The following is a 12,698-nucleotide window of genomic DNA, read 5'->3' on the forward strand; positions in this document are numbered from 1 at the left end:
AAAACCCTGTGCTATGCTCGGGCGCATGATGCTCGCGACCCCCCACAATCCGCTCGAGAGCCAGGCCGGGCGCAGCTTTGCGGCGCTGATGGAGCTCTACGAGAACAACTACATCTTCCTGCGCCGGCTGATCCCGGATGTGGATCGCAACGCGGACCGGGTGGTATCGAGCATCGACGGCTCGCCGGACCTCCACCTGGAGGTGACCGAGCGCTGCGCCTACACCACCAACGTGATTCTCACGCACCGCTTCGACCGCGCGCAGATGCCGGAGGTGCTGCCGGACCTGCGGGTGCGCATCTATCACGATGCCCGGGTGGCGGAAGTGCTCCCGGAGTCGAGCCCCCAGGGCTTTGGCGGCTCGCGCCCCCACGCGCTGCCCGAGCGGGGCACGCTGGCCTGGCGCTGGGAGGTGAACCGCTTCCTCAACCGCTGGCTGCGCTACTGCCTCGGTGAGGGCCACGCCTTCCCGCCGGAGGTCGACGGTACCCCCGCGCCGAGGCCAGAGGCCCGTCGCTGGGCGGTGTGAGCCGTGCCGGCTTTCGGTGCTTTTGGCGTGTTTGGGGCGCTGGAGCCGGTTGCAAGAGGCCCGGCCGTCTTTAAGAAGGCCTCCGCACGGTGCGCGGGCGCGGCCCTGTGCGGCGTTCCCTCACGGGACACGCCGTGAATACTTCCCTGTAGGCTCGAAGGCGGCATCCCTGCCGCCTACGGTCCCGTGAGGGAACCCCGCACAGGGCCGTTCAGGCCTCGGAGCTGAATTTCGGTCTTCTGAAGAGCGGGCTGAGCTGACCGCCCCTGGCCATGCCTGAGGCACCCCGAGCCCCGATCTGGTGGGGTGGCCGCTGCCTGAGCGGTGCGGAGGGCCGACCGTCGCGCCCGGCTCATTGCGACCCGTTTCGGATCGGAACGGAAACGCCAGAGAATTTGTGACGTCAAATGGGGCGGACGCCAAGCGAGGTCAGAACCGGGATGAAGCTCTCCACAAAAGGCCGCTACGCCGTCACCGCGATGATGGACCTGGCCCTGCATGAGGGGCGGGGGCCGGTGACGCTGGCGGAGATCTCCCAGGGGCAGGGGATTTCGCTGTCCTATCTGGAGCAGCTGTTCGCCCAGCTCCGGCGGCAGCGGCTGGTGCGGGGGGTGCGCGGCCCCGGAGGCGGGTACCGGCTGGCACGGCCCGCCGGGGATATCACCGTGGCCGACATCATTCTGGCGGTGGATGAATCCGTGGATGCCGGTCTCTGCGGTGCGCGGGACGATGGCCGCGACGCCGAGCGCTGCCTCACCCACGATCTCTGGAGCGAGCTCTCCGGCCAGATCCAGGAATTCCTCGACGGCATCACCCTGGAGACACTGGCGCAGCGCCCCGAGATCGGCGGGCTCGCGCGGTCGCCGGCCCGGTCTTAGCCCGACGCCGCGGCCGGAAGCGGCGCACCGCCGCGGCGAGGGCGTTGACCCGGTCACCCGCCTGCCCCGGCCCGTAGCGTAGCGCCAGGTACTGTGCCCCGATCCGGCGGACCTGGTCGGCGAGGTCCGGGCGGGCCGCGGCCACGCGCTCGACGTAGTCCTGGGGCCCCTCGCTCGGCACCCGCGGCAGCCCGATCCGGGCGAGCCGGCGCTGGAACCGCCACCATGCCCGTGCCACCGGCTCCCCGGGGGCGCGCCGGGTACCCAGGAGCGTCAGCGCCGCCGCAGTGGCCATGAGGGTCACCAGGGCCAGCGCAAGGACGAGGGCCATGCGGGTGGGGGCGCCGAGGCCGAAGCGTGACATCAGATCCTGCTGCAGATTCGCGTTGTAGCCGAGCACCCACTGATCCCAGCGCGCGTCGAGCCGGTCCAGCCACAGGCCCAGCCGGCGCTGCCAGCCGAACCCCTGCCGCGCCATGGCCGGGACGTCCTCCTCGCCGGCGAGGGCCGCGCCGAGCCCGGATTCCACCCGGGTCGGCGCCACCGCGCCCGTGGGGTCGACGCGGGTCCAGCCGGCGCCGTCGAGCCAGACCTCGGTCCATGCATGGGCGTCGGACTGGCGCACCACCATGTATTCCCCGTCCACCATTTCGCCGCCGAGGTAGCCCGCCACCACCCGGGTCGGGATGCCGGCCGCCCGCATGAGGACGGTGAAGGCGCCCGCATAGTGCTCGCAGAACCCGCGCCGGCTCTCGAACAGGAACTCGTCCACGGTATCGCCGGTAAGGAGCGGGGGCTGCAGGGTGTAGTGGAAGGGCTGCTCGCGGAAGTGCGCCAGCGCCCGCTGCACCACGGCGCGGTCGTCGTCGCCGGCGGCGGCGCGCCATTCCCGCGCCAGCGCACGGGCCTGCGGATGGACGTCCACCGGCAGCGCGGTGTAGCCGCGACGGTCACCGGCGGAGAGGCGCTCGCCAAGTTGGTGGCGGGTATGGGACCGCAGCCGGTAGCGCTGCAGCTCGCGGACCGGCTCGTCGGCAAGGAGCTCCAGCGCGGGGGTGACGCTGCCGCGCGCCGGCACCCGGGTGGGCGCGTCCAGGGCGAACAGCCAGCGGCGGTTGTGCGGCTCCAGGGTGATCTCGTAGCTGACGGGCTCCCCGGCCACCGACAGCGCCGGCGTGCCGCCCGGGAGGTTGAGCCGCTGCCAGCTGCGGCCGTCATAGCCCGCCAGCACCAGCCCCCGCCAGTAGCGCTCGCGGTGAACGGGGGGCTCGCCGTCGAAGCGCACGCGAAAGGCCACCTCGTCCGAGCGGCTCAGCTGGCTCACGGCGCCGGGGGTCATGGTGTCGTCGAGGCCCGTGCGGGCGGCGTAGGCGTCGTCCGGCATCTGCCAGAGCGGGCCCGGCAGCCGCGGAAACAGCACGAACAGGACCAGCATGATGGGCAGCGCCTGGGCCAGCAGGCTCGCCGCAGTGCGCAGGTGCCGGCGCTCCAGCGGGCTGCCGGTGGCGCGGTTGATGCCGATGAGCACCGTGGTCGCCACCAGCACCACCGCCAGCATGTAGGCGGCCATGGCAGCGGACTGGCTGTAAAGGAACTGCGTGACCACCAGGAAGTACGCCAGGTAGAGCGCGATCACGAGATCGCGCCGCCGCGCGGTCTCGAGCAGCTTCAGGCCGGCCATCAGGGCGAGCAGGGCGACGCCGGCATCGAGGCCGATGAGGGTGCCGTAGTGCGCATAAACACCGAGTGCCCCCGCCACCGTGGCGGCGATGCGGAGCAGGCGCGGGGGCAGGGCGCCGCGGCGCTGCGCGAGATGCAGGCGCCAGGCCCCGGCGAGGACGATGGCCGCGGTCAGCCAGAGCGGCAGGCGTGTCACATGGGGCAGCAGGACCAGGGCGAGCACCGCGAGCACGGCGCCCACCGTGGCCGCGCCGGGCAGGGCCTCCGGTCCGCGCCATGCCGGGAGGCGGCGGTCCGTGCGGCGCCGGGCGGGACGACGGAGCTTAGGCATGACCCGGGAACTCCGCCAGCGCCGCCAGGCAGCGGGCCCGATGGGCCGCGCCCGAGCTCGGCCCGAGCCGCAGACCCGGCAGCTCGAGCTCGTAGACCCGGCCCTCGGCATCGGCGTCCAGGACCCAGCGGCAGAGCCGCGAGAGCCTGGCCTCGGTGTCGCTGAGCTCGGTGTCCGCCCAGCGCAGCAGCAGGCGCGCGGGAGCCTCGCCCTGGAAGACCTTCACCGGCAGCTCCTGGCTGCGGGCCGCCGCCTTCCAGGCGACGCGCCGCAGCGGGTCTCCGGGGCGGTAGCGGCGCAGCCCGGCGAAGTCGTCATCGCCACTGCCGCCGGCGCGCCCGCGGCTGGCGCCGGCGCGCCCCGGTGGTGGCGGGACCTCGCCGGCTTCCGGGCGCGGATAGACCAGGCAGCTCACCGCCGGGCGCAGCCAGGTCCAGACCCGGAAAAGCCCCGTCGGATAGCGGCTCGCCAGGGCCAGCCGCCCGGGGCTGAGGCGGCCCCGACGGCGGGCCGGGCAGCGAAGCTCCAGCGCTGCCTCGCCTCGGGTGGCAACGTCCACCGGGCTGGCCTCGACGGATTCGCCCTCGGCCTCGACGGCCAGGCGCGTGCGCCGGGCGGGGTTGTCGAGATGCACCGGGAATACCGCCATCTCGCCCGCGAACACCGGCGCACCCGGGGAAAAGGCGACCTCGAGCCCGAGCAGGTTGGCAAAGGCATGGTGCATGGCCGCGACGAACAGGCCGGCCATGAGAAAGGCGAGCAGGAAGGCGAGGCTGTTGCTGTAGTTGACCGCGCCGAGCCACATCACCACTACCATCGCGGCGAACAGCAGCCCGTGGCGCGTGGGCAGGATGTACAGCCGCCGGTAGCGCAGCCGCAGGCGTGTGCCGCGCTGTTCGAAGCGCTCGGCGAACCAGGCCGGCCAGCGCATCAGGGCACCGCCACCTCGTCCAGCAGCGCGGCGGCATGGCCGTGTTCGACGCCCGCATGCTCGCCCGCGGTGCCCAGCCGGTGGCCCGCCACCGCCGGGAAGACCGTCTGCACGTCCTCCGGCAACACCCCGCGGTGCCCCTCGAGGAGTGCCCAGGCCTGGGCGGCGCGGAGCAGGGCGAGGCCGGCCCGTGGCGACAGGCCGTGGCCGCTGCCGGCGCTCCGCCGGCTCTGGGCGAGCAGCGCCTGCACGTAGTCGATCAGCGCCGGCGCGGCATGCACCTCGGGCACCTGGCGCTGCAGGGCGCGCAGCTCGTCGGGGGTGATCACCGGGTCGAGGCCGGCGATCAGGCTGCGACGGTCGCGCCCGAGCAGCAGGGCGCGCTCGGCGCTGGCATCCGGATAGCCCAGTGAGAGCCGCATGAGAAAGCGGTCCAGCTGCGACTCCGGCAGCGGGAAGGTGCCTACCTGCGTGCCGGGATTCTGGGTGGCGATGACGAAGAACGGATCGGGGAGGGCGCGGGTATGGCCGTCCACGGTGACCTGGCGCTCCTCCATGGCCTCGAGCAGTGCGCTCTGGGTCTTGGGCGTGGCACGGTTGACCTCGTCGGCGAGGACCACCTGGGCGAAGACCGGGCCGGCATGGAAGCTGAAGCCGCCGCTGTCGCGGTCGTAGATGGTGGCGCCGAGGATGTCCGCCGGCAGCAGGTCGCTGGTGAACTGCACACGCTGGAAGTCGAGCCCGAGGAGGCGGGCGAGCAGATGCGCCAGGGTCGTCTTGCCCACGCCCGGTACGTCCTCGATGAGCAGATGGCCACCGGCGAGCAGGCAGGTCAGGGCGAGCCGCAACTGCCGCCGCTTGCCGAGGATGACGTTCTCGGCCGCCTCGAGCACGCGTTCCGTGGTGGTGGTCATGCCCCGTCCCCCTGTCAGTGGCCGGGGCAGTCTAGCGCGGCGGCACGGTGCGCCGCGTGGAACGGCGCACGAAAATGCGGACCAGCGGGGGCAGGTCGTCGACGACTTGTTAGGCCACCGCGCGCCGGGGGCTGAGGGCGTCCGGTTCCCCGAGGAAGTGCCGGACATGGCGCCGGGAGAGGGTGGCCGTGGCCAGCACCACCAGCACGTCGGCGACGTTGAAGTCCGGATCGAAGCAGGGCTCGCCGCCGATGCGGGCGCCGAGGGCCAGGTAGCCGCGCAGCAGCGGGGGCAGGCGTGGCGCGGCGACGGCGCTCGGGGCGGGCGGCGCCGGCAGGGCCAGGCGTGGCACGGCACGCTCGTCGGGGCCGGTCATATGCCGCTCGCGCAGGCGCTGCATGATCAGGTGCGCATCGTGTCCGCCGTCGCTCATGTCCACGCTCGCGCAGCCGATAAGGTAATCGTAGCGATGGGCCATGATGTGGTGGCCAAGGCCGCTCCACAGGGCCGCCAGGCCCGAGCCATTGCGGTAGGCGGGGTGCACGCAGGTGCGCCCGAGCTCCAGGGTGCGGCCTGGCAGGCGGGCCAGGGGGCCAAGCTCGAACTCGGAGGCTGAGTAGAAGCCGGCGCTGGCCCGGGCGATATCCCCGTCCAGCAGGCGGGCGCAGGCGGCGGCCTCCCCGGTGTCACGGTCCCAGACCAGCAGGTGGTCGCAGAGCTCGTCGAAGCGGTCGCCCTCGCGCTGGGGCGCCGGGCCATGGACCCGCGCGCCCAGCTCGCCGGCAAACACCCGGTAGCGCAGGCGCTGGGCAACGTCGCGGGCCGCAAGATCGCGGCCGATGGTGACCGCAAGGCGCGAGTGCTGACGCGGAGTGCAGGTGGCGGGCATCGTAGCCTCCCGGGCAATGGATCGACGGACGGTTGCAGCGTAGTGCGACGGCATGTCGGGCCTGTGGCAGTGCCATGACGGGCTTCTGACAGCCGCCTGCGTGGCTGCCACTGCCGGTGGCAAATGGAGTAGGCTCCGCAGCGGCGGAAGACCACTTAACGGGGCACGGCTTTCGATGGACGCCAAACTGGAAGAGCGACTGAAGTTCGCCACCCAGCTACCGACGCTCTCGGGGATCGCCCTGCAGATCATCGACCTCGCGCGGGATCCGGATCTGGACATGGGACGCCTGGCAAGCGTGCTCTCCCGCGATCCGGCGCTCACCGCGAAGGTCCTTCGGGTCGCCAATTCCCCCCTCTACGGCCAGCGCCGGCGCACCAGCAACCTGCGCCAGGCGCTGATGGTGCTGGGCTTGAACGCGACGGTTACCCTGGCGCTGAGCTTCTCCCTCTCCGCCTGCCTGCAGGAAAAGGGCAGCAAGCGGCTGGACCTGGACGCCATCTGGCGGCGGGCGCTGCTGAGCGCGCTGGCGGCGCGGCTCCTTGGCGAGCACAAGGGCCTGCATTCCAGCGAGGAGCTGTTTCTGGCCGGGCTGCTCCAGGACGTGGGGATCTTCGCCCTCGAGGCCGCGGATCCCGACCGCTACCCGGCCGCCGTCAGCGGCCAGGCCAGCCACGAAATCCTGGTGCAGGCCGAGCGGGATGCCTTCGGCACCGATCACAGCGAGGCGGGCGCCTGGCTCATGCGGCACTGGGGGCTGCCCGAGTACCTGCCGCTTGCCACCATGGAGAGTCACGAGCTGCGCACGGCCAGCGTGCCGCAGGATCTGGTCCCGTTCATGGCCTGCGTGGCGGTATCCGGCCCGGTGGCGGACGTCTACCTCGCCGAGGACACGAAGACCGCCACCGCCTGCGCGGCGGGGGCCGCCGAGGCGTGGCTGGACCTGGATCAGGAGGCGCTCGGCGACGTGCTCGACCGGCTGCGGGAGTCCCTGCCGGAGATCGAGTCCCTGTTCGAGACCCAGATCGTCTCCTCCCGGGATGCGGCGGCGATGACCGATCAGGCCCGGGAGCTGCTGGCGGCCCGCAACCTGCAGCTGCTGCAGAGGGTGAGCGAGGAGCGCCAGCAGACCCAGGAGCTCCGGCGCCTCAGCCAGCGCCTCCAGGAGACCGCCCGCCGCGATGCGCTGACCGGCCTCTACAACCGCGGCCATTTCGACCAGTGTCTGGAGCAGGACTACCAGGAGGCGACCGAGCAGGGCTGGCCGCTGACCCTGGCCTTCCTCGACTTCGACGATTTCAAGGCGGTCAACGACCGCTACGGCCACCAGGGCGGGGATACGATCCTGCGCAACGTGACCGCCGAGATGGTGCGCCAGCTGCGGGCCGACGATCTGCTGGCACGCTATGGCGGCGAGGAATTCACGCTGCTGCTCAGGGGCACCGGGCACCAGGAGGCCTGGGCGGTGGTGGAGCGGCTGCGATCGGCGGTGGAGGGGATGACCCACGAGCTCGACGACGGGCAGCAGGCGCAGGTGACCATCTCCGCTGGCATCGCCTCACACATGGATGCCGGGCACTATGTCGAGAGCGCGGAGACGCTGGTGCGCCAGGCGGACCGGGCCCTCTACCTGGCCAAGCGCCTCGGCCGCAACCGCATCGAAGCGGCCGAGTAGAGAGGGACGGGCGCGCCATTGTAGCGGCTCGGGAGCAGCCCGGGCCGCCGCGACGCGGCGACCCGGGCGGGCGGGTGGTGGGGTCAGGCTGATTCAGCCCTCGCCGCCCTCGCCGCCTTCGCCGCCTTCGCCGCCTTCGCCACCTTCGCCACCTTCGCCACCTTCGCCACCTTCGCCACCTTCACCACCTTCGGCGGCGGCCATACCGCCCATGGAGAGGGTGGCCAGCTCGATCCGGCTGGCAGCGCCGTAGAGGGCCGAGGGAGCGGTGTCGAGCCGCTGCGGGGGCACCAGCGATGGCCAGGCGGGCCGGATGGCCTCCAGCTGGGCGGCGATCTCCGCGGCCACCTCCGGATCGCCCCCGCTCTCCCGGAAGGCCTCGAGGCGGTCCTCGGCGACCTGCACGAAGCCGAGCGCATCCTGGTACTCGTGGGCGTTCTCCAGCGAGCCGCCGTCGCCCACGGCGATGTCGTACTCTTCCGCGGCGGTGTTGACGAGGCCAAGGATGATCTCGGCGTGCTCCCGGGGGCTGGAGGTGCCGGCGGCAGCCTCGGCTTCGCCAATGGCCGTCAGCAGGCGTTCGTAGGCCGCCTCCACCTCCGCAACCGGCGCCCGCTCGGTGACCCGGTCGGCAAGGGTGGAGAGCTCATCGGCGAAGCCCTCGCTGCCGCGCGCCTCGAAGGCGCTCATCAGCCCGCTGTAGAGCTCGTCGCCGGGGTGCTTCATGTGCGTCTCGGCGGCCGCATGCTCGCCTTCGCGGTAGAGCTCGACACCCACTTGCAGATGCCCGCGGACCAGGCCGAGCTGGGTGAGGTAGGCGGCGTCGCTGGTCAGCGCTGCGGCAGCGCCGGCGGCCTCGCCACCTTCGCCACCTTCGCCGCCTTCACCACCTTCACCGCCTTCGCCACCTTCACCGCCTTCGCCACCTTCACCGGCCTCGCCGCCTTCACCGGCCTCGCCGCCTTCACCGGCTTCACCCGCCTCACCGGCTTCCCCGGCCTGAGCGATCCAGGCCTGCGGGTCCTCCGGGACGACCGGCTGCTTACCGCTCTCGGCGACGGCGGCGCCGTGCAGCGCGGTACCGCCGGCGAGCACGGCCCCCAGGCTGAGCCAGAGCTTGGTACGGTTCTCCATCGGTAACCTCCTGCTTGCGGTTCGGCATTGTTCGAGTCGCTCCCGAAAGCTAGCATCAACGCAAATCATTCACAATCATGGAGCCATGTCATGCTGCTGCAGATTCCGGGTGTGATCCCGCCGGATACCGTCCAGGCGTTCCGTGAGCTGGCTGACCGCGATGATCTCTTCGTCGACGGCCGCAAGACCGCCGGCTGGCGCGCCAAGGGACTGAAAAAGAACCTCCAGGGGGGTGACAGCCAGCTGGTCAAGGGGGTACTGCGCAAGGCCGAGCAGGCGGTGCTGGGGCATTCGGTGGTGCAGGCTGCGGCGCGGCCGCGCAGCGTGGTGCGCATGCTGTTCAGCCGATACGACGGCGGCATGACCTACGGCAATCACGTGGATGACGCCCTCATGGGCGGCCAGCGTACGGACGTGTCCTTCACGCTTTTCGTGAGCGCGCCGGAGAGCTATGAGGGCGGCGAGCTGGTGATCGACGATACCGCCGGCGAGCGCGCCATCAAGCTCGACGCCGGTGGTCTCGTGATCTACCCCTCCACCTCCCTGCACCGGGTGGAGCCGGTCACGGCCGGCCGGCGCGTGGTGGTGGTGGGCTGGCTGCGCAGCTACATCCGCGACCCCGGGCAGCGCGAGCTGCTATTCGACCTGGATCGCGCCGCCCACGCCCTGCGCCCGGACGGCGAGGGGGGCGTGGACGCCGACACGGCGCTCGACATGGTGCTCAAGGCGCGCAGCAACCTCCTGCGCCGCTGGGCGGAGGACTGACGGCTCGGCAGCACCACCCGCTATCCTTGAGGCGGGCTGCCGGGTGAGCGGGAATGTGCGGACGCTTCGATCTCTCCCGCAGCGCCGAGGAGGTGCTGCAGACCTTTCGCGCCCTGGGCGAGGTGCCCTGGGGCGAGCGCTACAACATCGCGCCCGGTCAGGACATCGCCTGCGTGATCGTCGACGTGGGCGGCGAGCGCCGGCTGGTAGCGGCGCACTGGGGCTTCCGGCCGCGCTTCGCCGCGGGACGTGAGGGCGCGCCGGCGCCGATCAATGCCCGCGCGGAAAAGGTCGCGGAGTCGGGCTACTTCCGCGACGCCTTCGCCCGCCGCCGCGCCCTGGTGCCGGCGGACGGCTGGTACGAATGGCGGCCGGAGGCCGGGGGCAAGCGTCCCTACCGGTTCCGGCACCGGGCCGGATCGGTGCTCGGGCTGGCGGCCATCTGGACGCCGGCGGACGACGTCGCCAGCGGGCGCCGGCTCGCCATCATCACCGAGCCGGCCCGCGGTGTGGCCAGGGAGGTCCATCCGCGCATGCCGGTGGTGCTCGACCCCGCGTGCTGGGCGGCATGGCTCGATCCCGCGCGCCAGGACCGGGAAGCCATCCGCTCCGCCGTGCAGGCGCTGCCGGCGGCGGCGCTGGAGGCCTATCCCGTCAGTCGCCGCGTCGGCAACCCGCGCAATGACGATCCCGGGCTCGTCGCGGCCGAGGGCGAGGCGCTTGCACCGGGCGACGACGCCTGAGACCTCACTCGTGGGGAATCGGCTCGTCGGTGAGGATGTGCCGCAGGCCCGCGCACTCCACCAGCGGATCCTCGCAGTTGACGACGATCTGCGAGCGGGCCAGCACGTAGGCGCGCCCGGTGATGTTGTTCTCCACCACGGTGTGCCGGCCTTCCTGGCGAATGCCGGTGAGCGTGCCGGTGAAGGCGGTCTCCCGTAGCGAGACGGTCTCCAGGCGGTCCCCCGGCTGGATGGTGCCCTCATGGTGCATCAGCGCGAGCCGGGCCGAGGTGCCCGTGCCCGTGGTGCTGCGGCAGATCACCCCGGGATGGACGTAGGTGGCCGAGCGCGAGCGGTAGAAATGCTCGGCCACGTGCTCCACCGGGCCCATGAAGTGGAGGAAGGGTAGCGGGCCGACGTCGCCCAGTGTGTAGTGGGAGAAGCCGCCCTCGGCGCGGATGGCCTCGACGATGGCGTGGGCGCAGGCGGCAAGCCGCGACTCCTCCTCGCGGCTCAGCACGAAGCCGAACTGCGCCGACTCCACCAGCGCGTAGAAGCCCCCGCTGTAGGCGACGCTGTAGGTCACCTCGCCGAGACTCGGCACGTGGATGGTGGTGCGGTAGGTGTCGATGTAGCTCGGCAGCCCCTCGCAGGTAACCGCCTCCACCACGCCGTTGCGCACCCGCGCCGTGACCTGCACCCGGCCGGCGGGCGCCTCCAGGGTGAACGACTGGTCGCCCTCGCGCTTCGGCACCAGGCCGCTCTCGAGCAGGGCCGTGGCGGTGCACAGCGTGTTGGACCCGGAATAGATCGGGTAGCCCATCACCTCCATGATGATGTAGCCGTGGTCCGCTGCCGGGTCGGTGGCCGGGACGATCAGGTCCACCGACATCTCCGGGATGCCGTAGGGCTCGAACAGCAGCAGCTTGCGCAGGCCGTCGGCGTCGTCGCGCAGGTATTCCATCTGCTGGCGGACGCTCTCTCCGGGCAGGGCGCGGATGCCGCCGGTGACGATCCGGCTGACGTCGCCGCCGGCGTGGGTATCCATCACCTGCAGGGTAAGGGGGTGGCTCACGACTGGCCCTCCAGTGCGAACCGGGCGCCGTGGGCGTCCCACTCCGAGTCCGGCACGATGACGATCTTGCCGAGATAGTCGCTGCCGCGATGGACGAAGTAGTCCTCGGCCTCGCGCAGGTGGGAGAGCCGGAAGGCGGCGTGCAGCACGGGCCTGAGCTGCCCGCCACGGATCCACGCCACCAGCTGCTCGGCCTCCTCGCGGGTGCCATGGGAGACGCCGAAGATCCGCACCTGGTAGAGATAGATCCGCGTCCACATGATCTCGCTGACATTGCCCGCGCTGGCGCCGGCGATGCTGAGGCGCGGGTAGGTCCGGCGCGCGCGCATGTCGAAGATCATCGTGTCGATGAAATGGTCGGTGAGCTCGCCGCCGGCGAGATCCATGACCGCGTCGATGGGCCGGTCGCCGGTGGCCGCGCGCACGCGCTCGACGAAGGTACTCATGTCGGAGCGGTCCAGTACGGCCTCGGCGCCGAGCTCGAGCAGCGCCTGGGCCTTGCCGGGCTGGCTCACGGCATAGGGAATCGCCCCGATGGCACGGCAGAGCTGGATCAGTGCGGTGCCGACGCCGCCGCTGGCGCCGGTCACCAGCACCCGCTCGCCAGCCTGGACGCCGGCGGCGGTCAGCATGTGGTAGCCGGTCTGGTAGGAGCACATGCCGAGGGAGGCGAGCTCCGCATCGGCGAGCTCCGGGTTGTCCACGCGATGGAACTGATCCGAGGGTACCGCGATGTACTCGGCAAAGCCGCCGTCGGCGCCGTGCCCGTAGTAGTCCGGGGTCAGGTTGATGTCCCGCCGGGCGTCCGCGTAGAGATTGAAATCGAGCAGCCCGCGCTCGCCGATTCGCCCGCTATCGACGCCTTCGCCCGCGGCCACCACCCGACCGACCACGTCCGCGCCCTGGATGCGCGGGAAGGTCAGCGTCGGCGCGCCGCCCATGGCGAAGGACGTCACTTCGCCGCGCTCCCGGGTGGGGTAGAGCCCCTCGCGGGCCTTGCGGTCGGTGTTGTTCTTGGCCGTGGCCGTCACCTTGACCAGGACCTGGCCCGGGCCGGGGTGCGGCACGGGGACGTCCTCGCGATAGACCAGGCTGTCGGTGCCGCCATGGCCGGTCAGCAGCATGGCCGCCATGGTGGTGGGAATGTTGTCGGCGCTCACGGCGCAGTCTCCTTC

Annotated in this window: 13 protein-coding genes; 6 read left to right on the forward strand and 7 right to left on the reverse strand. The window is 71.8% G+C overall.

Annotated features, from left to right (window positions below; all coding sequences use genetic code 11):
* The first annotated feature begins 25 nt into the window (after positions 1–25).
* Complete coding sequence (locus tag LMH63_RS07100) at positions 26–529, forward strand: DUF1249 domain-containing protein (protein WP_109677193.1); 504 nt, start codon at positions 26–28, stop codon at positions 527–529.
* Between the two features lie 440 nt (positions 530–969).
* Positions 970–1,407: an Rrf2 family transcriptional regulator gene (locus LMH63_RS07105; protein WP_109676929.1), complete on the forward strand. Its 438-nt coding sequence runs from the start codon at positions 970–972 to the stop codon at positions 1,405–1,407.
* Here LMH63_RS07105 and LMH63_RS07110 read toward each other — a convergent pair.
* The 4 genes from LMH63_RS07110 to LMH63_RS07125 all read right to left on the reverse strand — a co-directional run bounded on the left by LMH63_RS07110 (position 1,340) and on the right by LMH63_RS07125 (position 6,152).
* Positions 1,340–3,418 carry a transglutaminase TgpA family protein gene (locus LMH63_RS07110; RefSeq protein ID WP_158280313.1) on the reverse strand — a complete coding sequence of 693 codons (2,079 nt, stop codon included), beginning with the start codon at positions 3,416–3,418 and terminating at the stop codon, positions 1,340–1,342. The two genes, LMH63_RS07105 and LMH63_RS07110, sit on opposite strands and share 68 nt — an antisense overlap.
* Entirely contained in the window at positions 3,411–4,349 is a 939-nt protein-coding gene (locus tag LMH63_RS07115) for a DUF58 domain-containing protein (RefSeq protein WP_109676925.1), read from the reverse strand. Before LMH63_RS07115 ends, LMH63_RS07110 begins: the two co-directional genes overlap by 8 nt.
* Positions 4,349–5,263 (reverse strand): AAA family ATPase, encoded by a 915-nt coding sequence (locus LMH63_RS07120; protein WP_109676923.1) that lies wholly within the window; start codon positions 5,261–5,263, stop codon positions 4,349–4,351. The genes LMH63_RS07115 and LMH63_RS07120 overlap by 1 nt, the downstream gene beginning before the upstream one ends.
* Before the next feature lie 109 nt (positions 5,264–5,372).
* Complete coding sequence (locus tag LMH63_RS07125) at positions 5,373–6,152, reverse strand: GNAT family N-acetyltransferase (protein ID WP_158280312.1); 780 nt, start codon at positions 6,150–6,152, stop codon at positions 5,373–5,375.
* 175 nt (positions 6,153–6,327) lie between these two features.
* Here LMH63_RS07125 and LMH63_RS07130 point away from each other — a divergent pair, with 175 nt between their 5' ends.
* Positions 6,328–7,827, forward strand: a complete 1,500-nt coding sequence (locus LMH63_RS07130; RefSeq protein WP_158280311.1) for a sensor domain-containing diguanylate cyclase — start codon at positions 6,328–6,330, stop codon at positions 7,825–7,827.
* A gap of 93 nt (positions 7,828–7,920) precedes the next feature.
* Here the strand turns inward: LMH63_RS07130 and LMH63_RS07135 are convergent, their stop codons facing one another.
* Complete coding sequence (locus tag LMH63_RS07135) at positions 7,921–8,553, reverse strand: 4-helix bundle domain-containing protein (RefSeq protein ID WP_158280310.1); 633 nt, start codon at positions 8,551–8,553, stop codon at positions 7,921–7,923.
* On the opposite strand from LMH63_RS07135, the gene LMH63_RS07140 reads away from it, so the two are divergent.
* The 3 genes from LMH63_RS07140 (at position 8,545) to LMH63_RS07150 (ending at position 10,469) form a co-directional block, all read left to right on the forward strand.
* On the forward strand, positions 8,545–8,967 hold the full coding sequence (locus tag LMH63_RS07140; protein WP_158280309.1) for a hypothetical protein: 423 nt from the start codon (positions 8,545–8,547) through the stop codon (positions 8,965–8,967). The two genes, LMH63_RS07135 and LMH63_RS07140, sit on opposite strands and share 9 nt — an antisense overlap.
* An 84-nt stretch (positions 8,968–9,051) precedes the next feature.
* Positions 9,052–9,726, forward strand: coding sequence for a Fe2+-dependent dioxygenase (locus LMH63_RS07145; RefSeq protein ID WP_109676914.1), 675 nt, complete (start codon positions 9,052–9,054; stop codon positions 9,724–9,726).
* Positions 9,727–9,779: 53 nt separating this feature from the next.
* Positions 9,780–10,469, forward strand: coding sequence for an SOS response-associated peptidase (locus tag LMH63_RS07150; protein ID WP_109676912.1), 690 nt, complete (start codon positions 9,780–9,782; stop codon positions 10,467–10,469).
* 4 nt (positions 10,470–10,473) lie between these two features.
* Here the strand turns inward: LMH63_RS07150 and LMH63_RS07155 are convergent, their stop codons facing one another.
* Together LMH63_RS07155 and LMH63_RS07160 are read right to left on the reverse strand one after the other, a co-directional pair.
* The gene (locus tag LMH63_RS07155) at positions 10,474–11,523 is read right to left on the reverse strand and encodes a proline racemase family protein (protein ID WP_109676910.1); all 1,050 of its coding nucleotides are present in this window, start codon (positions 11,521–11,523) and stop codon (positions 10,474–10,476) included.
* A complete protein-coding gene (locus tag LMH63_RS07160; protein ID WP_229332749.1) occupies positions 11,520–12,683 on the reverse strand; it encodes a zinc-binding dehydrogenase in 1,164 nt (387 codons plus the stop codon). Before LMH63_RS07160 ends, LMH63_RS07155 begins: the two co-directional genes overlap by 4 nt.
* Positions 12,684–12,698: the final 15 nt, after the last annotated feature.

This window comes from Spiribacter halobius (assembly GCF_020883455.1).
Taxonomy (GTDB): domain Bacteria; phylum Pseudomonadota; class Gammaproteobacteria; order Nitrococcales; family Nitrococcaceae; genus Sediminicurvatus; species Sediminicurvatus halobius.